Here is a 21,206-nt window from a genome sequence, read left to right on the forward strand (position 1 = left end):
CATGGCATTCATCTCTCTCAAAAACGTCGCCGTCAATTTCCCCATCTACGGCGCCGGTGCGGCGTCGCTGAAGAAGACGCTGGCCGCCTCTGTCACTGGCGGGCGCTTCGGCAAGGAAACCGGCGTCACCGTGGTGCAGGCGCTCAGCGACATCAATCTCGAACTCAAGAGCGGCGACCGGCTGGGCCTGATCGGCCACAACGGCGCGGGCAAGTCCACGCTGCTGCGCACGCTCGCGGGCGTCTACGAACCGTCGGCCGGCGAATTCGCCCGCCAAGGTTCGGTGGCCAGCCTGATCGATCCGTCACTGGGCATCGAGATGGACGCGACCGGCGTAGAGAACATCATGCTGCGCGGCCTCGTGATGGGCATGAGCAAGAAAGAGGTCGACCGGCTCACGCCGGAGATCTGCGAGTTCAGCGGTCTGGGCGAATACGTCAACATGCCCGTGCGCACCTACTCCACCGGCATGATGATGCGGCTGGCGTTCTCGATCTCCACCAGCGTCGAGGCCGACATCCTGCTGATGGACGAGTGGCTCTCGGTCGGCGACGCCGAGTTCACCGAAAAAGCCGAACAGCGCATGCGCGACGTGGTCTCCAAGTCCGGCATCCTGGTGCTGGCATCGCACTCGCCGGAGCTGATCGCCAAGGAATGCAACCGCGTGATCCACCTGGAACACGGGCGGATCGTCGAGGTTTCCTGATCAGTCGTCGCGGCGCCCGTTGCGGGCGTCGCGCTGCTGCGCCCGGATCTCGGCCAGCCGGCTCGCCGCCCTCTGGCCTGCGACGTCGAGCGACAGGGCGCTCTCGGCGCTGACCTTGGCTGCGGCGCCCAGCTCGGCGGCCCAGCCCTGGTTGTCGAACACGCGCCGCATCAGGTCGGCGGCATGCGCCTCGGAGGGCTCGGCCCATTCGAGGTGCGCGTCGTAGGGTGGGATCGACTTGCCCAGCTTCACGAGCTCGTAGTCCACCAGCAGGCTGTTGCTGCTGTCCATGAAGTCGACGTTGCCCGAGAAGTTGGTGGCGATCACGGGCTTGCCCATGAGCATGGCCTCCGCCATGGTGAGGCCCAGGCCCTCGCTGCGATGCAGCGACACGTAGGCGTCGCAGGCGTCCATCAGCGAGAGCACGTCCTCGGGGCTGTAGACCTCGTTGATGATCGTCACGTTGGCGGCCGTGGCTGCCGCGGCCTGCAAGGCTTCGAACTGCTGCGGATGGCGATCGCCGAAGGATGTCTTGAGCACCAGCTGCACCGTGTCGTCGGCGCCGAAGGCACGCGTGAAGGCGCGAATCAGCCCGATCGGGTTCTTGCGCTCCATGACGCTCATCATGTGGAAGGTGAAGAGGAACGTGTAGGGCTCGTCCCGGAGGCCGAAAAACGAGCGTGAACGGCGCTCGAACGGGCCCAGCTTCACGCCCGGGAACAATGTGCGCACCGGCTGCGCCAGCCGCGCGCGAAGGCCTCGCGCCACGAACTCCGTGGCGGCCCAGACTTCATCGACCTTCTCGGCATGCGCCACCCAGGCGTCGGGAATGGAATCGAACTCCCAGTACCAATAGCCGACGCGGTAGGTGCGCGGCGAGCGCTCATGAAGATCGCTGCGGCTGAATGCCTGGTCGAAGAAGGGCTCGGGCTGCGCGTGAATCAGCGTGGTCTCGAAATCCTCGAAGCCATCGAATTTCGCGTGCGTCGGATCGTCCTTGCGGTCGGTCTTCAGGTCGCGCAGCGAGGTCTGCACGCCCACGCGCTGCAGGCCCTCGACCAGCGCCTCGACCGAGACGCGCAGTCCCGAGGGATACGAGAAGTGCCCGATCACGTTGATACCCGGCGCCACCATCTGCGCCGCGACCTGCGGGACATCGAGCGCGGCGCACCATGCGGCGACCTCCGGCGGTTGCGCCGCGGCCGGCGTGGCGAGCCATTCGATCAGCGCGGCGGCATGGCGCGCCTCGTCCAGCGCCTGGGGATGCCGCAGGCGCCAGTCCTCGCGGGCCAGGTAGGCCATGCGGACCTGGCCCGCAGGCGTCATCCCCACGTGCCACTGCGCCGGATCGATCCACGCGTCCTTCACGCGGTAGGTCGCGCCGAACCAGGCCGCGAAGGCGCGCCGGCCGAAAACGGTGAGCCCGTCCGGATAGAGCGTTTGCCAGGCCGGGGCGAAGGCATAGGCCCGCAGCAGCTCGACCGCGGGTTGCTCCGACGCCTCGCGCAGCAGCCACCAGATTTCCTCGAGCCGCAGGCCCGTGAGCTGGCGCCCCTGCCGCATGAACCACCGGAACAGCTCGAACTGGCCCATGGGCAACAGGCCGTGGGGCAGCGGGGTCTTGATGTCGTCGTGAAAGAGGTAGGCCTGGCGCGCGCGGGCGCCCAGGTCCATCGACAGGCAACCGGCCACCAGTGCCCTCGCGCTGTTGGACAAGTGCAGTGCCTGGCCGCCCTCGTTCGCGATCCAGCGACCGAATTCGCCGTCGGTGCCGCCGGACAGCGCCACCGGAAAGCGCCGGGCGATGTCAGGGCGGGTGCGCAGCAGGTCCAGGCACCAGCGCGCGGCGGACCACGTGTCGGCGATGCGGTGCGACGGCTCCGGCGTCCACACCACGTCCTCCCTGGGCAGGCCCGCGGCCTCCAGGCAGGTGCGATCGTTGGACAGGTCCAGCACCGTTGCCGGCAGCATCAACGAGCCGATCGCGCGCGTGTCGGCCGTGAGGCTTTCGCGCACTGTGGGCGCGCCGCCCAATCGGAGCGCGGGAATCGGCTGGCGGGCGTCGAGCTCCGGGTGCAGGTAGGGGTCTTCGTCGATGCCCAGCAGACGGATGTCGTCGGCCAGGCGTTGCATGTCGGACGTCGGGTTGACCGTGCCGCGCGTCGCGCCTTCATGATGACGCAGCCGCGCATGCGGCGCATAGGCTGTGCGGTAGCCCGCGCGCCAGAGGTTCAGGCACAGCGCGACGTCGCTGCAGGCCACCAGGTAGGCTTCGTCGAATCCGCCCACGCGATCGAAGGCCTCGCGGCTCACCAGCTGGCATGCGCCCATGATGGCCAGCCAGTTGCGCGGATGGTCCGCGGAACCGAACACGCCCCACTCGTCGCGCTCGGCCGCGCGGTACATGAGCCCGCACAGGTGGATCCCCACGCCGACGCCGCCGTGCTGCAACTGCCCATCGGGATAGAGCAGCTGCGTGCCCACGACGCCGACCCCGGGACGCTGGGCAAAGCGCACCATTTCCAGGAGCCAGTCGCGGGACAGGACCTCGATGTCGTTGTTGAGGAACAGCAGCAGCTCGCCGCGCGCGAACGATGCACCGTGATTGCAGGCGGCCGAGTAGTTGAATTTCTTGCTGAAGTGAACGATCGACACCTGCGCGTGACGCCGCAGTTCTTCGTAGTAAGCCTCGGTCTGGAGTTCGACCGAGCCGGTGTCCACCACGATGATCTCGATGTTGTCGTAGTCGGTGCCCTTGAGCAGCCCGTCGATGCAGACGCGAAGCAGATCGACCTTGTCCTTGGTCGGGACGACGATCGACACCAGAGGCGGGCGGGCCAGCGCCCAGGTGGCGCGCTGCGTGCCGTCAGGCTGCGTCTCGACGGCGGCATCGACGCCGTAGCGGCTCCAGTGCTTGCGCAGCGCCTCGCGATGGCCGGCGGCCTCTTCGGTCAGCGGGCCGGCGCGTTCCCGCGCGCTTCCCGTCCTGCGGTGACACAGCACCTTCGGCACGCGCGTGACGACGCCGGCCTGCTCGCTCGCCCGGAGGTTGAGGTCCCACTCGACGCCGGCTTCAAGGGCCGGATCGATGCCGCCCACCGCCTGGACCACGCTCGCGCGCAGCAGCGTCAGGCGGCCGAAGTAGTTGAAGGCGTAGAGCAGGTCCGGCGACCAGCCCGGCTTGAAGTACGGGTGCTGGCGAAACCCTTCCGCGGAGATCTCGTCCTCGTCGCCGTAGAGGATGTCGCTGTGCGGCGCGCGCGCCAGTGCAGAGGCGATTTCATCGAGCGCACCCGCCGCCACGATGTCGCCAGCGTCAAGCATGGCGATGAACTCGCCCGTGGCCTGCGCCGCACAGGCGACAAGGCTCCGCGAGTGCGAGCCCTGCGGGACCGCGACGCGGACGATGCGCGGGTCCTTGGCCAGCGTGTCGAGCGCGGCCTGAATGGCCGCCTCGGTATCGCCGGCCTCCACCGCGACCAACGCCTCCCAGCGCCTGGAGGCCTGGGAGCGCAGCGAGGCGAGCGTTCGCAGCAGCGGCTCGGCATCGCGACCCGCAGCCAGGAGAAAAGACAACTGCGGCGCCTGAGATCCATCGCCGGCAACGGGCGATCGGGTCTCGGTGCCGGCGATCCACATGCCGTAGGCGTCCGCAGGGTCCGACGTGCCGCCGAGCGACGCTTCCTCGGGTCGCTTCATGCGCAGCGCGCGCAGCCGCTCGGGCATGCGCCAGGGCGTCAGCGCCCACCATGCGGCCTTGGCGCCGCGTCGCAGGTTGGCGCGCATGGGCTGCGGCATCGCGTCGGCGGCCTTGCGCAGCGGCGCGGTAATGCGCCAGGAGATCGAGTTCTGGATCTCGCGCTGCTGCGTCAGCGCGGCATTCGCCCGCTCGTTCGCCGCTTCGAGCAAGGCCTCGAACGCGGACGCGCTGCCGCCTTCGATCTTCTCGGCGTCATCGGTTGCCGTTGGCCCCTGGAGGGCGGGACGGACCTGGTTCGATTCGTTCTTGTTCATTGAAAAGGCGTGACGAGTCGAAGGTGAAAACGCACGAATTTCTCAATCGGTCCGGGTCGGTTCGAGCTCACCGTTTTCCCTCATGATCTCTTCGAAGAACCGCTGCTGCCGGTGCGCTTGCCGCGCGAGCCAGACCTTGTCGGCGATGGCCAGTGCCTGCATGCAGGTCTTCAGGGTCGCCGCCCTCGAATAGTGCTGCTCGACGTAAGCCAGCCCGGCCTCGCGCATGTGCGACCACGCCGATTCGTCTCCATAGATGCGCAGCACGTGCGCGGCAAATTGCGCGGGATCGTCCGTGATCGAAAGGTGGCCCTCTTGCAGCGTGGCGATGCCCTCCGCGGCGATGTGGGTTGCCACGCTCGGCACACCGTGGGCGAGCGCCGTCACCAGTTTTCCCTTGATGCCGGCGCCGTATCGCAGCGGTGCCACGAACACGCGGGAAGCCTGGAAATACGGTTCGAGTTCTTCCACGAAGCCCGTCACGACGACGCGCTCCGACGCCAGGTCCTGCACTTCCTTGGGCGGCTGGTTGCCCACGACCAGGAGCCTGGCGTGCGGCGGCAGGTCGCGCTGCAGCGCGGGCCAGATCGACTGCATGAAGAACAGCATGGAATCGACGTTGGGCGCATGCGGGAAGTTGCCCAGGAACATGATGTCCGCCCGGTCCGCGAAACCCGGTGTGTCGCGAAACACCTCCGCGATCCAGGGCAGCACGACCACGTTCTCGAGTGGCCGAGGCAGCCAGGACTGGATCACGTCTTTCTCGATCTGGGTGTGGACGAACGAGGCGTCCGCGCGCAGGAACATCTCCAGTTCGCTCTTCCGGGTGGACTCGGACCGCAGCAACGCCAGCTGATCGTTGGCGTTTTCGGCGGCACGCGCCTCGCGCAGGAAATGAAGATCGACGTTGGCGAACAGCACGCGCGTGGCCGGCGCCTTCGCGCGCAGTTCTTCATGGACGGCCTGCGCCACGTTGTAGCGATAGAGCAGCGCATAGTCGAAGCAGTTGTCCAGCGCGAGCGCTTCGGCGATGTCGTTGGAGAACGGCTTGTAGTGGCAGCAGACGCCCCGGCGCTGCAGGGCGGCCGTGTACTTCTTCGACCAGTACGGCGAATGCAGCGGAAAGAAGCTCTCGCCGAATCCGGCCTCGCGGTAGGTGGCCATGACCTCGTTGGTCACGATCGAGCCCGAATCCTGGTCCGGCGTCGGCGTCAGCGCATCGACGAAAAGAATGTTCTGCCTGCTGCGCCAGTTGGCCGCGCGCACCGGGCTGGAGCCCGGCTGCGGGTGCGCGACCAATTCGGCGCGAAAACGCTCGGCGAACTTCTGCAGGTTGGTGACCTGGTAGGCCTTGATGCCTTGCGTGACGTCGCGGCCGTGCGTGATGCCTTCGTAGTGGATGGCGCGCGAGGTCGGAACGAACCACACCTCGTGGCCGGCACGGCGCAGCCGAAACGCCAGGTCGGCGTCTTCGCAGTACGCCGGCTTGTAGACCGGATCGAACCCGCCCATCGCGTCCCAGACCGACTTGCGCACCGCGATGGAGGCACCGGAGATGAAATCGGCCTGGCGCGCAAAGCAGTATTGCGGCCGGTTGGGGTCGTCGCCCCGGCCATGGTTGTGGGCCGAGCCGTCGCGCCAGAAGATGCCGCCGGCTTCCTGCAGCGTGCCGTCGTCGTTGAAGAGCTTCGAGCCGACCATGCCGGCCTTGGGGAACAGGTCGAACGCCTCGACGAGTTCGTCCAGCCAGCCGTCGACGACGCGCGTGTCGCTGTTCAGCAGGACGATGATTTCGCCCCGTGCCAGCTGCACGGTCGAGTTGCAGCATTCGAGGAATCCGCCGTTCTCGGCGCGCCGCTCGCAGCGGATCCAGGGGATGGCCTGGAGCACGTCCGTGCGCGAGGCCGCGGGCGACGCATCGTCCGCGACGATCACCTCGACCGAATACCTGGAGCGCAGCCGCGCGAGCGAGTCGAGGCAGTTCAGCGCGAAATGCGTCTGCCCGTACACCGGGATGATGATCGAGACCTTCGGTGATACCGCGTCGATGGTGAGGAGCGGCGTGCGCGACGCCATCGCCCTGGCCGCATCGGCGACCGTGGCGCCGGCTTCGCGCTGCGCGAAGTCGAAGCCCGCGCCGCCGAAGTACGCGCGGCCGGCCATCAGCTCGTAGTGCACCGCGTCGTCGGGCAGCGGGTACAGCCTGCCGTTCTCGAACCAGGGAGTCTCGGCGCTCGACGCCTGCGGAAGGATGCGGCCGTCGGTCTTGCCGTAGCGCACCCAGTGCGCGAGCGGATCGAGCCGGGCCTCACGCACGTCGGGATTCCTGCCGAGGTAGGCGCGTACCGAAAACCGGTCCGAAGGCTCCATGGCGTGCTTCCACCCATGGGCGAGGTAATGCTGCAGCGGGTCGGCGGCCGCAGCGGCAACGACCGGGTACTCGCGGCGGTAGAAATCGGCGTCGAAAAGCCCCTGCTCCCGGATTCCACGAACGACGGAAGCCCTGGCGCCAAGGCTTTTTCCCAGGCTGCGCGCTCCTCTTCCCAAGCGTCGCACAACCTTCTTGAGTTCGTTGATCACTGTTCTTTCCCTTTGGCGTCTTGATGCGCCTGTTCCGCGTTGCGGACGTACGGGCCGGCCGATCCGGCCACTGTCAGAACGAGTGACCGTTCTTGTTGCGGCGAAGGTCCGCTTCCACCATCATCGTGCACAGGTCCTCGAGCGTCGTGGTGGGCTCCCAGCCGAGCTTGCGCTTGGCCCGCGACGGGTCGCCGATGAGCAGGTCCACTTCGGACGGGCGATAGAACTTCGGATTCACCCTGACCAGCGTCTTGCCGGTGGCGATGTCGATGCCGACTTCGTGTTGCTCTTCGCCTTCGAAACGCAGTTCGTAGCCGGCCGCCTTGAATGCGAGGTCGACGAACTTGCGCACCGTCTCGGTCCGGTTGGTGGCCAGCACGAAAGTGTCCGCCTCTTCGGCCTGCAACATCATCCACATGCCTTCGACGTACTCCTTGGCGAAGCCCCAGTCGCGCTTGGCGCCCAGGTTGCCCAGCTCCAGAACTTCGAGCTTGCCCAGCTTGATCTTGGCCACCGCGTCGGTGATCTTGCGGGTCACGAACTCACGGCCGCGCAGCGGGCTCTCGTGATTGAACAGGATGCCGCTGCTGCCGAAGATGTCGTAGCTTTCGCGGTAGTTGATGGTCATCCAGTGCGCGAAGAGCTTGGCGACACCGTAGGGGCTGCGGGGATAGAAAGGGGTTTCCTCGACCTGGGGAATGGCCTGCACCTTGCCGAACATCTCGGAGGTGGACGCCTGGTAGAAGCGGATGCTCCGGTCGGTCAATCGAATGGCTTCGAGCAGGTGGAGCGCACCCATGCCGGTGATCTGCGCCGTGGCGTCGGGCTGGTTGAAGCTCACGCCCACGAAGCTCTGGGCTGCCAGGTTGTAGACCTCCTGGGGCTTGGCTTCCTTGATGAGCGTCAACGAGCTGCCGAGGTCGGTGAGGTCGTGCTCCACGAGCACGAGGTTGGGGTCGTCCTGGATGCCCAGTTCCTCGATCCGCCAGAAATTGACGGAACTGGTGCGGCGGAATGTGCCGTGCACGACATAGCCCTTGCTCAAGAGCAGTTGGGCCAGATAGGCGCCATCCTGACCCGTAATACCGGTGACTACTGCGTGCTTTTTCATGTGCGATCTCAAATCTTCTTCAATTCAGGGGCGGGGCTTGTAATTGTGCCGTAATGCATTGCGCTCCCCGCCGAAGCGCCACGTCAACGTGGACGGCCAGAATACGCTCGCAAGACCGGTCCCCTGTCAGCAACGCGCCTGTACGACCGGCGAGCCATCAGCAAAACGTAATACATGTGACGTTTTTGCCAAATCCTTCGGTCTTTCGCCTTAGACCCCGACTCAGCGAACCCGTTTCAGGTATCCCTCGGGGGCCACGCTGATCATCAGCTTGTGGTCGACCGCATGATCGATCTCGAACTCCGGATGCGACTTCAGGTACTCGTGGACCGCTGTCTTCGGGTTGTCGCCGGGACCCCAGGGGCGATCGGGGTACATCTCCTTGGGGAGGTCTTCGACGATGGTGTCGAACACCACGCAATAGCTGTCGACCGTCGCCAGGGGCGCATAAGCCTCCAGTTCCGCCAGCACGTGGGCATGGGTGTGGTTGCTGTCCAGGCACACCAGCACGCTCTTGCTGCCCGACGCGAACTGACGCACCTGCTCGATCACCTCCGGCGCCGTGCTGGAGCCTTCGATCATCGTGATGCGGCGCGACATGGGGTGGGCCTCGATCGCCTGGCGGTTGTGCGCGCGGATGTCGATGTCGAGCCCCAGGACCTTCGCATCCGCCGGGCCGCCGCAGGCCGCATTCAACTCGAGCATCGCGGCCGAGAAGATCAGCGAGCCGCCGTGCGCGATGCCCGTCTCGATGATCAGGTCAGGCTGCACCCGCCAGATGATCTCCTGCATCGCCACCAAGTCCTGCGGGTACTGGATGACCGGCCGTCCCATCCACGAGAAGTTGTACGAATAGCCCGCCCTGATGGACGAATTCATCAGGTTCTGCGCATCCTTCTTGAGTGTCAGGTTGGTTTCGTTGGCCGCGACGCGTTGTGCGACCTCTGCTTCAAAAGTCATGTTGATCTACCTTGACGAGATGGAATCGGTGATGAGACTGCTGGGCGATCTCATCGAAGTAATTGGAGTTCATCACGAACACCAGTGAATTCTCGGGGAGGGCCTCGAGCGCCTCTGCCGGCGAGAGGATTCGAAGGCCCGTGCCGGCCATGTACCTCTGCTGCTTGACGGGGTTGATGTCGATCGCGAGGTCGAGTGTGATGCCCGCGCGCTCCAGATGATGCGCAAAGATCACGCCCTTGGACGACGCGCCCCAGATGGCCTTGAGGCCCGGCGTGCCGCGCGCGAGCGCCTTGCTGCGTTCAATGCCATCCAGAAAATCTTCGGGCAGCGCGAACGCGTTGGCTTCGGGTGCCAGATCCCGCAGGCTCGACAGGTCCGCCACGACGTACTGGTACTGTCCGCCGAAGAGATGTCCCATCTCGTCGACCTGGCCGAACATGCGCCGGAAATCCGCCGCGCGAAAGTAGTTCACATGCTCGTAGAAGATGTCGAACCAGGCGCGCCGCTCGCAGATCCAGTCGAAGCACGGCACCTCGATGTAGATCTTTCCCTGCCCGCCGTTGGCACGCGCCACTGCCCGCAGAAAGGACAGCGGATCCTGGATGTGCTCCAGCACGTGCCGCAGCACGATGGCATCCGAGGTCATGCCGAGCGCTTCGGAAAAGGCCGCCTTCACGACATGCGGGCTGTCGCCCTCGTAGGCGGGATCGATCCCCGTGGCGTCGTAGCCGGCCGCGCGCAGGTGCTCCAGGAAGTAGCCCTTGCCGCAGCCGACCTCGATCAACGAAGGCGTGCGGAAATGACGCCGGACGATGGTCATGACGTTGTCCAGATGCTCCCGGAACACGGGCGAGCAGGCCTGCTCGTTCTGGTAGTCGGCGTCGTAGCTCAGCAGGTCGGGGTCGAATGCGCTGTTGAAAATCAGGCCGCTCGCCTGGCTTTGGGCCAGCACCATGCGCCCCCTGGGCGCGCTGCGCGCCGCTTCGGCGTTCGGGTAAACCTTGTTCTGAAGCACCGGCAGGTCTTCGACGCGGAGCAATTCACGGTCCATCAATGGTTCTCCAGGCATTGCGTCAATCGCGCGTTGCTTCCCCAGAACGCCATGGGTTCGTAGGTGGGATAGGGGAAATGTCCCAGCGCCAGTTTCATGGGCCACTGCTGGGCGGCGAGCCACCCCTCGACCAGCGCACGGACCGACACAGGGCGTCCCGAGCAGACATTGACGACGCCCGCTCCGGTCGTGCGGCGCGCCAGTGCCACCAGCGCAGAAGCGACCTCGGACACATGCAGGTAGTCGCGCAGCTGTTCGCCGCCCGACATCCTGAAGACATCGTCGCCGCGAAGGCCCGCCGCCATGAACTGGCTGTAGAGCGAGTTGGGCGCCTGCCCTTCGCCATGCATGTAGAAAAGGCGTGCCCAGGTCAGTTGGAGCCCAGTGTCATCGCGCAGGAACTCAAGCTCGCGCCGCAGGGCGTCCTTGGCAAAGCCGTAGGGATTGCGCGGGTCCGTCGCGAGCGACTCGTGCAACTCGCCCGATTGCATGCCGTACTCGAAACAGGTGCCAGTACACAGCAGCGACGGCAGTCCAGCATCGACGAGACCGCGAAGGAATCGGTATTGCTGGCCCAGCTGCAACTCGAAATGATGCAGCGCCTGGTAGTTGGGCAGGCCGTCCCAGGCCAGGTGCATCACCACGTCGGGGCGTCCGAGCCTGGAGAACGCATCGGGGGTCGGCACCGTGATGTCGAGCACGACATGCCGCATGCCGGCCGGCAGCCAATCGCCGGCAGGGCCGCGCGATGCGGCCACCACCTGGACGCCGCCGATGCAGGCAAGCGCCTGCAGCACGTGACGTCCCACGAAGCCGCTGGCGCCGGTGACCGCGATCTTCATGCGACTTCGATCCCGGGCACCGCCCACACGAAGCGACCGCCCCAATCGCGGGCGTAGGCCAGCTGTTCCATGACCTCGCTCTTGAGGTTCCACGGCAGGATCAGCACGTAGTCCGGCCGCTCGCGTTTCAGGTGCGCTTCGTCGACGATCGGAATGCGGCTGCCGGGCATGAAGAGGCCCTGCTTGGCCGGGTTGCGGTCCACCACCCACGGCAGCAGGCCGGCGCGCACACCGGCGTAGTTGAGGAGCGTGTTGCCCTTGGCCGCGGCGCCGTAGGCGCCCGTGCGCTTGCCTGCGTGCCGCGCCTCGATCAGGAACGACATCAGTCCGTCGCGCACATCGTCCGCACGTTGCTGGAAGCCCGCGTAGTAGGCGGAAGTCGCAACGCCCGCCGCGTCCTCCATGGCCAGCACCCGGGACACGGCGGGTTCAACCGCTCGCTTGCCCGCATCCCGCCGCTGCGCGAACACACGCAGGCTGCCGCCGTGGGTTTCGAGCTGCTCGACGTCGAACACGCCGAGCCCGTTCGCCTCGAACATCCGGCACACCGAGGTGAGCGAGAGGTACGAGAAGTGCTCGTGGTAGATCGTGTCGAACTGGCACTCCGACACCAGCCGCAGCAGGTGCGGGAACTCGAAGGTGGCCACGCCCTCCGGCTTGAGCACCGTGGCAAAGCCCGCCACGAAGTCGTTGATGTTCGGCACGTGGGCCAGCACGTTGTTCGCGGCGGTGAGGTCGGCGCTCTTGCCGGCCGCGACGAGCTGCTCGGCCAGGGCCACGCCGAAGAATTCCTCGACGATCTCGATGCCCTTCTCGCGCGCCGCCTTCGCGGTGCTGGCCGTCGGCTCGATGCCCAGGCACGGGATGCCGGCCTCGCGCACGTACTGCAGCAGGTAGCCGTCGTTGGCCGCGACTTCTATCACGTGGGCGCTGCGGTCCAGTGCGAAGCGCTGGACCATGTCGCGGACATAGCGCTGCGAATGTGCGAGCCAGCTGGACGAGAAGGAGCTGAAGTAGGCGTACTCGCTGGAGAAAAGATCGGCGTGGTGCGCGTAGTCGTCGGTTTGCACCAGCCAGCATTGCGTGCAGGTGAAGACACGCAGGGGGTACCACTTTTCAGGCGCGTTCAGCCGATCGGCGTGCAGGTACGCATTGGAAGGCGGTGCCGTCGCAAGATCGATGAACGGCAGACTCAGCTCGGCGTGACAGTGGCGGCATTTCATCCAGGAAGACCCTTGAACTCGGCGGTGATGAAGGGATGGCTGGCATCGCGGTCCGACACGTCGGCGAATGCGAGGGGCCAGGCGATGGCAAGTGCGGGGTCGCGGGCGTTCAGTGCGCCCTCGGCCGCCGCGGCATACGGTGCCGAATGAAGATACAGCAACTCGGCGTCGTCGCCGAGCGTCTGGAACCCGTGGGCAAAGCCCTTGGGAATGAGCAGGCTCGTGGCGTTCTCGGCGCTCAGTATCTCGCCGTGCCACTGCAGGAAGGTCGGCGAGCCCCGGCGCAGGTCGACCGCGACGTCGAAGATCTCGCCGCGCAGGCAGCTCACCAGCTTGTCTTCCGCATGCGGAGGATGCTGGAAGTGCAGGCCGCGCACCGATCCGCGCCGACGGGTCAGCGTGTGGTTGATCTGGGCGACGGGCGTGCGGAAACCCGCCGCGGCCAGCTCCTCCGCGCAGAAGAAGCGGCTGAAGAAACCGCGCGGGTCCTCCAGCTTCTGGCGCTGGATCCGCATCACGCCCGCGAGCGGCGTCGCGCGAACGTCAAACCTGGCCATGCTCGCCGCCGCCCTGGTAGGCCAGGATCTGCGACTGGCAGACCTTCTGCATGTTTTGACCCGCGCGCCAGGCGCGGTGCCACTCGACCGTCCGGTCGAGCGCAGCGTCGAGTGTCCAGCGGGGCCGCCAGCCCAGGCCGGCGCGGGCTTTGCTGCTGTCCAGCTTCAGGTAGTTGGCCTCGTGCACGGTGCCGGGGGATGTTTCCCGCCACTGCGCGCCGGGCACGCGGCGCGCAAGGCGGTCCAGCAGGTCGCGCACCGGCACCGCATCGTCGTCGCCGGGACCGAAGTTCCAGGCCTGCGCAAAGGCCGCGTCGCCGCTGGCAAGGCGCTCGGCCAGCAACAGGTAACCGCCCAGCGGTTCGAGCACGTGCTGCCAGGGCCGCGTGGCGCCGGCATGGCGCACTTCGAGGGGCAAGGCCTTGTCGGTGGCGCGGAAGAAATCCGGGACCAGGCGGTCGTCGGCCCAGTCGCCTCCGCCGATCACGTTGCCGGCGCGCGCCGTGGCCACGGCCACGCCGGCTTGCGCGAGAAACGATGCACGGTAGGCTGCCGTCACGAGCTCGGCGCAGGCCTTGCTGCTGGCGTAGGGGTCCAGTCCGCCGAGGGGTTCGTCTTCGCGGTAGCCCCAATGCCATTCGCGGTTTTCATAGACTTTGTCCGTCGTGACGCTGACCACAGCGCGGACGCCAGCCGAGGCACGCACCGCTTCGAGCAGATGCACGGTGCCCATGACGTTGGTGGCATAGCTCTCCACCGGGTCGCGGTAGGAAGGACGCACCAGGGATTGCGCGGCCAGGTGAAAGACGACCTCCGGCGCGGCTTGTTGAACGGCCCGCTGCAGCCCCGCGAGATCGCGTATGTCGCCCAGCGTATGCCCCGCCAGGAGATCCACGACGCGGGCCTGCGTGAACAGATTGGTTGCCGTTGGCGGCGCGAGCGAATAACCGTGGACCTCGGCGCCCGCGGCCTGGAGCCAGAGCGCCAGCCAGCTGCCCTTGAAGCCCGTGTGCCCCGTGACCAGGACGCGCTTGCCGCGCCAGAACGCGTGGTTCACGCCCACACCTTCCAGGGGGCGGCCTGGGTTGCCCACAATTGCTCCAGGTGCATCTTGTCGCGCAGCGTGTCCATCGGCTGCCAGAAGCCGGCGTGCTCGAAGGCGCGCAACTGGTCGTTCTTCGCGATCTGCGCCAAGGGCTCGCCTTCCCAGCTGGAGCGGTCGCCGTCGATGTAGTCCAGGCACTGGGGAGACAGCACGAAGAAGCCGCCGTTGATCCAGCCGCCGTCGCCGCGCGGCTTCTCGACGAAGCCACGCACCGCATCGCCATCGAGCTCCAGCGCGCCGTAGCGCCCGGCCGGCTGGACGGCGGTGACCGTCGCCAGGCGGCCGTGGGCACCGTGGAATGCGATCAGCTTGCCGATGTCGATGTTCGCGACGCCGTCTCCGTAGGTGAAGCAGAAGGCTTCTTCATCGCGCACGAATTCGGCGACCCGCTTGAGCCGCCCGCCGGTCATGGTGTCTTCGCCGGTGTCGACCAGCGTCACCTGCCAAGGCTCGGCCTTGCGCTGGTGGACATGCATCTCGTTGCTGCGCATGTCGAAGGTGACGTCGGACATGTGAAGGAAGTAGTTGGCGAAGTACTCCTTGATCATGTAGCCCTTGTAGCCACAGCAGATGACGAAGTCGTTGATGCCGTAGGCCGAGTAGAGCTTCATGATGTGCCACAGCACGGGCTTGGCACCGATCTCCACCATGGGCTTGGGCTTGAGGTGCGTCTCTTCCGAGATGCGGGTGCCCAGCCCGCCCGCGAGGATGACGGCCTTCATCGCGGGAGCGCTTTCGCGGGATGGCGGACGCCGCCAGCGGTTCTTGTCGTGTTCACGGATTTCATGGGGCGACATTGTGCGCCGGACGCGGACCGCGGTTCGCGCTTTTTCCGGCACTAGATCCGCATGAGGCGTAGCTTGCGCAGGATTCGGAAAAGCAGCTTGCCCTGCAGCGCCGACACCCTCGCATCGACGGCTTCGAATTTCGAGCGCCATTCATCGGCCTCGGCGCGGGTGGCGGCGGTCTGCGCCTTCTGGTCGGCGAGGCCGGCTTCTACTGCAGCGCACTTCTGTTGCAGTTGCGCAGCCAGCGTCTTCTGCTCGGACAAGGCGAGCTCCTGCGTCGAGCAGGTGGCCTCCAACTGCACCGCGGTGCTTTTCGCGGCGGCGATCACCGCACTGGCGGCCTTGAAGCTCCACAGCACCGAGGCGAGAAATCCCTGCGGACGGTTCGGCGTCGCGCCCTCGGTGACCACGTCTTCGGGCAGCAACAGGACCGAGGTGTCGTCTGGGCCATCCGCCCCCGGCGCGCGGGGCTTCGCGGCGAGGGTGTCGATGAGCGAAAAAGCCAGCGGCCAATCGCCCAGCCGGAACCCGGCCGCGGAGGCGGACGACACCAATTGCCGGGAATCGAGTTCTTCCTTGGCGGCGATGTTCCAGGTGCTGCGGTAGCGCTGCTGCATCTTCGCGCGCAGCGGCAGGTACTCCTCCACCGAGAAGAGGCCGCGGTCCAGGACCGCGCGGTCCAGCCGCTTGAACAGCGCACCCCAGGACTTGATGTGCGACAGGTCGTACCCCATGCTCGCCTGGTCCTCGTGCTGCGTGTAGACGGCGCCGAGCTGGTTCACGATGTAGACCGGATACGTGCAGAAGATCTGGGTCTGGAAATCGACGTCGCTGGGCAGCCCCACGTGCAGGTAGGGCGCGCCGACCTCGGCGAGCACCTTGGAGCGCCAGAGCACCGAGCTCCAGCTGTAGTGCCCGTAGGTGAGCCAGTCGCGCATGTGGTCATGCGGATTCACCAGGCCGAGCCGGATCTTTTCCGGATGCTCGGGGTACGTCATCCCGATGGCGCCGCCGTCGGTGCGCGTCTGCGTCACGAACACGGCAGCGCACACGCTCTCGTGGGCCTCCAGGATCCGGTAGGCGTCGTGCAGGAAGTCGGGCAGCAGGTAGTCGTCGTCGGCCAGCGGCACGAAATATTCCGCCTCGACGCTGTCCAGCGCTTTCGCATAGTTCGAGTGACCGCCGATGTTGGAGGTATTGCGTGAATAGACCACCCGCGCATCGCGCGCCGAAAGCTCGCGCGCGTAGCGCTCGGTGTCGTCCGCGGAAGCGTTGTCGAAGATGTGCAGGACGATCGGGACCCGCGTCTCCTGCAGCACGCTTTCCACGGCGCGCTCAAGGCGCTCGCGACGATTGAACGTGGGAATGACAACGGCGATAGCGTTCTGAGTGTCAGGAAACATCTCGTTGACAGTTGTTTTTTGTTACGCGCAGTTTATCCGTGAACCTTGGTTTTCAGTAATCCATCACGGATGGGGCTCGCGTTTGGAGCGAGAGCGCACCGGCAAGTTGCACATACGTGGTACGCACAACTGTTTTTCGAGGGGCCGGCGACCCGGGAACCGGGGCCGCCGGGGGCGCTCAGCGCTCCTTCGCGAGCGTCGAGGCGATTCGCTGCAACTGCTCTCGGTAGCGCAGGCCTTGCCTGCGGTGCGAGAAGTGGGTGCGCATGTGGATACCGGCGCGGTTGCCCAGTTGCCGGCCGAACTCGGGGTCCTCGAAAAGCGACAGCACCTTCTGGGCGGCGTCGTCCAGGTCGGCGTCGGCCCACACCTGGTCCTGCCAGTGCGGATAGTCGCCCTCGACCAGCGGAACGAGGTTGTAGCGAATGCCCAGCGAGTTGTCCGCCGTCATGTAGTCCATGTTGCCGGACCAGGCCGTCACGACGACCGGCTTGTCGAAGAACATGGCCTCGGCCGGCCCGAGGCCGAAGCCTTCGGCGCGATGCAGCGAGAGGAAGGAATCGCAGACCCGCACGAGGCTCTTGACCTCTTCCTCGGACACCGTCTTGTCGATCAGCGTAACGCGGTCGCGGATGGGTTCGATCTCGGCCTTCAGCCGCTGCAGCGACTTCGCGTCGCGCGCCGAGTTGTTGACCTTCAGCACCAGTTGCAGCTTGGCCAGCGGCCGCTTTGCAAGCACGCGCTTGAAAACGTCGATCGCGGCCCACGGATTCTTCCGGCTGGCAAATGACAGCGCATCGAAGAAAAAGAGCAGCGTGTAGCGCGACTCCGGAATGCCGAAGTACTTGCGGTCGAAGAGCTCGTGGACCCGCGGCTCGACCGCGATGGGCAGGTGGACGATGGGCTTGTCGACCGTGGCCCGCAAGGCCGCATCCACATGCAGCGAGGGCGACCACACCTCGTCGAATTTTTCGAGCTGGCGCGCCCACTCCTGCGGATACCTCGGCAGCTCCCACATCGGATAGATGATGTTGTAGCCGCTGGCGAACGCGCCCGGCTGCTTCTGCTCGATCTTGCCGACCACGGGCTCGACCTCGTCCCCGTTGATGCAGAAGATGCGCACGGGCGCTGTGAACTGCTCGGTCAGCAGCGGCCCGAACTCTCGCGCTTCGCGCGGCATGGGCTGGGTGTACTTGTAGACATCGTGCACCGAGAGATTGCCGTAGGCGGCGGCCAGGGAGCGCACCACGCCCCTGCAGTGGGCCCCCATGCCGATCGCCGTGTAGGGGTGGCCGACGATCAGGCAGTCCGGATTCCTGGAGTGGTCAGTTGCCGCCATGCTCATCCGTTTCTCTTCTGGTATTTGTGTGATTCGAGCGCATCCCGCAGCGCCGTGAGATAGGCGTGGCCATAGCGCTGGTCGGGCTCCAGGTAGGCGCCCTCCCCCCATTCGTTCCAGGCGTTGATGAACACCATCCGGCGCTCCGGCGCGTTGAAGTCGCGCGAGAACTCCAGCGCGTGCTCCAGCCACGCACGGAATGCACCGGGGCTCGGGTTGTCCAGGATGTAGGGCGCATCCTGCCGGCGCGGTGTGTTGTCCCATCCCGGCAGCACGCCCGGAAAATGGGTGTGCGGGCGCAGGGGCAGTTCGGTCGCATAGCGCGTGCCCACCGTCTCGTAGTCGTCGACGGTGCCCGTGAAGCTCGGGCTGACCGCCGACGGCTTCTTGGGAACGGGCGAACCCATGTTGTGGGGCGGAAAGCCGATGCTCGCATCCAGGCCGAAGTCCGCCGCGTCCTTGAGCTTCCACGCCAGGTCGAACGAGTCCACGCTCGCCACGAAGATTTCGCCGATGCCGGCGCGCCGGCACTCTTCGCGCCAGACCTTCACCGTGTCCGCGATCGAAGGCAGGAGGTCCCAGCGGTAGACGATCACCAACGGCTTGCCCTCCACGCGGATGTAGCGCGCGTCGCCCATGAATCGCATGAGGTCGTGGATGATGGCCTTGTCGTCCTCGGTCGAGTATTCCTGCTTCAGGAGCAGGTCCTGGTCGCGGCCGTCCCAGCGCCGGCTCCAGTTCTCGTTGGCCCAGCACAGGCAGAACGGGAAGTCGAGCGACTTGTCTTCCAGGTACAGCTCCAGCGGCGCCTCCAGGATGCGGCGTCCGTTGAACCAGTAGTAGTAGAAGCAGAAGCCGTGCAGCCCGTACTGCATGGCCAGCTCGATCTGCTTGCGAATGCTCTTGGGGTTGGTGAGGTCGTAGTGCCCGAGGTCGGCCGGCAGGCGCGGCTGGTCGTGCCCCGGGTAGTTGGGCTTGGCCTTGGACACGTTCGTCCACTCGGTGAAGCCCGGCGCCCACCAGAGATCGTTCTCCGGGACCATGTGGTACTGCGGCAGGTAGAAGGCGATCGCCTTCACCGCGTTGTTGGCTTCCAGCTGGGCCTGCCAGCGTTCGGCGAAGTTCTGCGCACTGCGCGCCGATTGCCCGTGCTTGTAGGCCGGCGCGAGCGACGACATCGTCTCGCTCATCAGGTGGACGATGCGCGCCTTGGGCTCGTAGACCACGCGAAGGCCGCGTGCGCGCACGCGGAAGCACAGGTCCACGTCCTCGTAGTAGGCCGGGTGGAACAGGGGATCGAAGCCGCCCAGTTCGTCGAACAGCGCGCGCTCGATCAGCAGGCACGCGCCGGAGATGTATTCCACGTCGCGGCGGTAGTTGAACCGCGGGTCCTCGGGGCTCGCGCCATGTCCGACCAGCGCCGCGGAGCAGTCCACGCGAATCCGGCCACCGGCTTCCTGCAGCAGGCCGGACGGATACAGCACCTGCGGGCCCACGATGCCCACGCCCGCTTCGTGCGCCGCCACCATGGCATCGAGAAAACCGTCCTGGACCAGCGTGTCGTTGTTCAGGAACAGCACGAACTTGCCGCGCGCCGTGGCCGCGGCCCGGTTGCAGTTGCCGCCGAAGCCCAGGTTCTCTTCCGAGCGCAGGAAGGTGAGGCCGGAAACGTTGGCCAGCTCGAGGCAATCGGGATCGACCGATGCATCGTCCGCGACGATCACTTCATAGGACGCACGGCAGTTGCTCTGGACGATGGTGCGCAGGCACGCCCGGGTCAATGCCACCTTGTTGTAGACCGGAATCACGATCGAGACGAGCGGCTGGTCGAAGGACGGAATCACGAGGGCCGCAGCGGGTTCGCGCTCGGCGTCCTTGCCGACCGCGGGCATCGTTGTCTCGGCGCGCGGGTACTGTTCCGTGCGCCGCTGCTCGGCCTGTGCGAGGCGCGCACGCATCGCGCCGTAGCGGGCCCATTCCCACTTGCCGTTCGCAACGCGCGCCAGCCCTTCGTGCATCCGGGCACGCGGAATGCCATCCTTGGCAAACGCCTCGGCGTAGTCGCCGTCCACCGCGTAGCAGCTTTCCTGCACCAGGAAATGCGCGAGTTCATGGACCTTGTCGGCCCCCGCCGCCGGAAACTTCTTCGCATGCTCGATGAGGTCGGTGGCCGAAGACGGGTTCCTCAAGGTTTCGTGCCGGTGCGCGAGGAAATGGGTGAGGGGATCGACGCCATCGTCGACGTCCCCATGAGCCGCGCAATACCACTCGGGGTCGAACGCCGGATGCGGCACCCGGCGCTCGGGCGCACCGAACAGCACGTAGTGGATCAGCGGATTGACGCCGGCCGCCTTCACGTCGAGGTATTGGTCCAGGTACCAGGTCGTGTTGAACAGCGGATGCGGGTTGCGGCCTTCCTTCCAGCCGAGGTCGATGTAGTGCAGCAGCGGGTTCCAGCCGACCTTGGCGACGTCCGGGTTCTGCTCCAGGTACCACGCCACGTCGAACAGCGGATGCGGATTGCGCCCTTCCTTCCAACCGAAGCGCAGGAAGTGGCGCATCGGGTTCAATCCGGCCTTCACGATGTCCGGATTGCGCGTGCCGTACCAATTCGCGTCGAACAGCGGATGCGGTTCCGCCAATGTCTTTTCGCCGAATGAAATTCGCCCCCCGGTCGCCCGGCCGATCACCCGGCCGGCAATGGATTTCAACCGGCGATACCAATGAATTGGATTTTTTTTCATATTCTTCAGCCTGCAGGCCGATCCGTACAGGTCGGCGATTTATATGCAGAGAAATTCAGATTGACGATTGTATTTTTTGAATGCCGCCTCCCGGGCGCGGCATGCATTCTCGGCTGAATGAAAAATCCCGGCTCATTCAAATCGCTCGACTGGAGCGAAGGCCGGGATGCAATTGAAAATCGGATAACCCACCGGATTGATGACATCGACAAATCCATCCATCCAAATCGAGATCGAATTCAGCAAATCAATTCACTCCAAATGGCCAAATGGCCCGACCCCGATTCATTCGAACAAAGCCTCGCTGCAGCACGCTGCACCTTGCCGCCCATCATGTGACAGTGTTGATGGGCAACGATCCACATGCAGCGAGGGCAAGTTACGATCGTTGACGATCATAGCAGCCTGACTTTGATCATCCGGAGCACCGCAGAGGCTTGACCGCAGGCGATGGATGATGAGTGACAACCTTAGGCAACAATGCACACGATCAGCGAAAAATCTGCGTTGGGCGCTCCCGACGCCGGATGACACCCGGCGATCTTCAGACCGCGATTCGGCTTCAGGTATAACCCACGCCATCCGGCCGCCCACTTGCGGAAATCTCGTCCAGACAGGGATATATTCGACAGGCGGGACTTTTACGCCACAAACTGTAAAAGTCGCCACCATTGGAAAATCCACCGTTTCAATAGAATTGAAACGAATTCAGCAAAAAATCGCTTTGGCGTTAGCGTTGCAGGATAAATCCGAAGAATATTTCGCGCGTTGATCGCGATG

General features: G+C 65.5%; 16 protein-coding genes. 3 read left to right on the forward strand and 13 right to left on the reverse strand.

Annotated elements, in window-relative coordinates; all coding sequences use genetic code 11:
• The first annotated feature begins 1 nt into the window (after position 1).
• Complete coding sequence (locus ACZYRS_RS29290; RefSeq protein ID WP_463422013.1) at positions 2-706, forward strand: ABC transporter ATP-binding protein; 705 nt, start codon at positions 2-4, stop codon at positions 704-706.
• Here ACZYRS_RS29290 and ACZYRS_RS29295 read toward each other — a convergent pair whose 3' ends face one another.
• From ACZYRS_RS29295 to ACZYRS_RS29355, 13 genes are all read right to left on the reverse strand, one after another.
• A complete protein-coding gene (locus ACZYRS_RS29295; RefSeq protein WP_463422014.1) occupies positions 707-4,720 on the reverse strand; it encodes a glycosyltransferase in 4,014 nt (1,337 codons plus the stop codon). It abuts the gene before it with no gap.
• A 42-nt stretch (positions 4,721-4,762) separates the two neighbouring features.
• Positions 4,763-7,090, reverse strand: a complete 2,328-nt coding sequence (locus ACZYRS_RS29300; RefSeq protein ID WP_463422015.1) for a glycosyltransferase — start codon at positions 7,088-7,090, stop codon at positions 4,763-4,765.
• Positions 7,091-7,373: 283 nt separating this feature from the next.
• Positions 7,374-8,411 (reverse strand): GDP-mannose 4,6-dehydratase, encoded by a 1,038-nt coding sequence (gmd, locus tag ACZYRS_RS29305; protein WP_463422016.1) that lies wholly within the window; start codon positions 8,409-8,411, stop codon positions 7,374-7,376.
• A gap of 222 nt (positions 8,412-8,633) precedes the next feature.
• The gene (locus tag ACZYRS_RS29310; protein ID WP_463422017.1) at positions 8,634-9,371 is read right to left on the reverse strand and encodes a cephalosporin hydroxylase family protein; all 738 of its coding nucleotides are present in this window, start codon (positions 9,369-9,371) and stop codon (positions 8,634-8,636) included.
• Positions 9,361-10,425, reverse strand: a complete 1,065-nt coding sequence (locus ACZYRS_RS29315) for a class I SAM-dependent methyltransferase (protein ID WP_463422554.1) — start codon at positions 10,423-10,425, stop codon at positions 9,361-9,363. Before ACZYRS_RS29315 ends, ACZYRS_RS29310 begins: the two co-directional genes overlap by 11 nt.
• On the reverse strand, positions 10,425-11,267 hold the full coding sequence (locus ACZYRS_RS29320; protein ID WP_463422018.1) for an NAD-dependent epimerase/dehydratase family protein: 843 nt from the start codon (positions 11,265-11,267) through the stop codon (positions 10,425-10,427). The genes ACZYRS_RS29315 and ACZYRS_RS29320 overlap by 1 nt, the downstream gene beginning before the upstream one ends.
• Positions 11,264-12,490: a methyltransferase domain-containing protein gene (locus ACZYRS_RS29325; RefSeq protein WP_463422019.1), complete on the reverse strand. Its 1,227-nt coding sequence runs from the start codon at positions 12,488-12,490 to the stop codon at positions 11,264-11,266. The genes ACZYRS_RS29320 and ACZYRS_RS29325 overlap by 4 nt, the downstream gene beginning before the upstream one ends.
• Positions 12,487-13,047, reverse strand: coding sequence for a dTDP-4-dehydrorhamnose 3,5-epimerase (gene rfbC / locus ACZYRS_RS29330; protein ID WP_463422020.1), 561 nt, complete (start codon positions 13,045-13,047; stop codon positions 12,487-12,489). Before rfbC ends, ACZYRS_RS29325 begins: the two co-directional genes overlap by 4 nt.
• On the reverse strand, positions 13,034-14,104 hold the full coding sequence (rfbG, locus tag ACZYRS_RS29335; protein ID WP_463422021.1) for a CDP-glucose 4,6-dehydratase: 1,071 nt from the start codon (positions 14,102-14,104) through the stop codon (positions 13,034-13,036). Before rfbG ends, rfbC begins: the two co-directional genes overlap by 14 nt.
• Positions 14,101-14,874, reverse strand: coding sequence for a glucose-1-phosphate cytidylyltransferase (rfbF, locus tag ACZYRS_RS29340; protein ID WP_463422022.1), 774 nt, complete (start codon positions 14,872-14,874; stop codon positions 14,101-14,103). The genes rfbG and rfbF overlap by 4 nt, the downstream gene beginning before the upstream one ends.
• Positions 14,875-14,990: 116 nt before the next feature.
• Positions 14,991-16,343, reverse strand: a complete 1,353-nt coding sequence (locus tag ACZYRS_RS29345; protein WP_463422023.1) for a glycosyltransferase family 2 protein — start codon at positions 16,341-16,343, stop codon at positions 14,991-14,993.
• A gap of 178 nt (positions 16,344-16,521) precedes the next feature.
• Positions 16,522-17,682, reverse strand: coding sequence for a glycosyltransferase family 4 protein (locus ACZYRS_RS29350; RefSeq protein ID WP_463422024.1), 1,161 nt, complete (start codon positions 17,680-17,682; stop codon positions 16,522-16,524).
• 2 nt (positions 17,683-17,684) lie between these two features.
• Complete coding sequence (locus ACZYRS_RS29355; RefSeq protein WP_463422025.1) at positions 17,685-20,324, reverse strand: glycoside hydrolase family 99-like domain-containing protein; 2,640 nt, start codon at positions 20,322-20,324, stop codon at positions 17,685-17,687.
• A 219-nt stretch (positions 20,325-20,543) separates the two neighbouring features.
• Between ACZYRS_RS29355 and ACZYRS_RS29360 the strand changes: the two genes are divergently transcribed.
• Positions 20,544-20,765: a hypothetical protein gene (locus ACZYRS_RS29360; RefSeq protein ID WP_463422026.1), complete on the forward strand. Its 222-nt coding sequence runs from the start codon at positions 20,544-20,546 to the stop codon at positions 20,763-20,765.
• Positions 20,766-20,883: 118 nt separating this feature from the next.
• On the forward strand, positions 20,884-21,198 hold the full coding sequence (locus ACZYRS_RS29365; protein WP_463422027.1) for a hypothetical protein: 315 nt from the start codon (positions 20,884-20,886) through the stop codon (positions 21,196-21,198).
• Positions 21,199-21,206 lie beyond the last annotated feature (8 nt).

The organism is Variovorax sp. AC194, from assembly GCF_979257995.1.

What these genes read in the sequence shown, in the direction of transcription:
- ACZYRS_RS29325 (WP_463422019.1), bottom strand. Translation starts at nt 12,490, where the DNA reads ATGAAATGCCGCCACTGTCACGCCGAGCTGAGTCTGCCGTTCATCGAT.
- ACZYRS_RS29315 (WP_463422554.1), bottom strand. Translation starts at nt 10,425, where the DNA reads ATGGACCGTGAATTGCTCCGCGTCGAAGACCTGCCGGTGCTTCAGAAC.
- ACZYRS_RS29345 (WP_463422023.1), bottom strand. Translation starts at nt 16,343, where the DNA reads ATGTTTCCTGACACTCAGAACGCTATCGCCGTTGTCATTCCCACGTTC.
- ACZYRS_RS29295 (WP_463422014.1), bottom strand. Translation starts at nt 4,720, where the DNA reads ATGAACAAGAACGAATCGAACCAGGTCCGTCCCGCCCTCCAGGGGCCA.
- rfbC (WP_463422020.1), bottom strand. Translation starts at nt 13,047, where the DNA reads ATGGCCAGGTTTGACGTTCGCGCGACGCCGCTCGCGGGCGTGATGCGG.
- rfbF (WP_463422022.1), bottom strand. Translation starts at nt 14,874, where the DNA reads ATGAAGGCCGTCATCCTCGCGGGCGGGCTGGGCACCCGCATCTCGGAA.
- ACZYRS_RS29365 (WP_463422027.1), top strand. Translation starts at nt 20,884, where the DNA reads ATGAGTGACAACCTTAGGCAACAATGCACACGATCAGCGAAAAATCTG.
- ACZYRS_RS29320 (WP_463422018.1), bottom strand. Translation starts at nt 11,267, where the DNA reads ATGAAGATCGCGGTCACCGGCGCCAGCGGCTTCGTGGGACGTCACGTG.
- ACZYRS_RS29290 (WP_463422013.1), top strand. Translation starts at nt 2, where the DNA reads ATGGCATTCATCTCTCTCAAAAACGTCGCCGTCAATTTCCCCATCTAC.
- ACZYRS_RS29310 (WP_463422017.1), bottom strand. Translation starts at nt 9,371, where the DNA reads ATGACTTTTGAAGCAGAGGTCGCACAACGCGTCGCGGCCAACGAAACC.
- gmd (WP_463422016.1), bottom strand. Translation starts at nt 8,411, where the DNA reads ATGAAAAAGCACGCAGTAGTCACCGGTATTACGGGTCAGGATGGCGCC.
- ACZYRS_RS29350 (WP_463422024.1), bottom strand. Translation starts at nt 17,682, where the DNA reads ATGGCGGCAACTGACCACTCCAGGAATCCGGACTGCCTGATCGTCGGC.
- ACZYRS_RS29300 (WP_463422015.1), bottom strand. Translation starts at nt 7,090, where the DNA reads ATGGAGCCTTCGGACCGGTTTTCGGTACGCGCCTACCTCGGCAGGAAT.
- ACZYRS_RS29360 (WP_463422026.1), top strand. Translation starts at nt 20,544, where the DNA reads ATGAAAAATCCCGGCTCATTCAAATCGCTCGACTGGAGCGAAGGCCGG.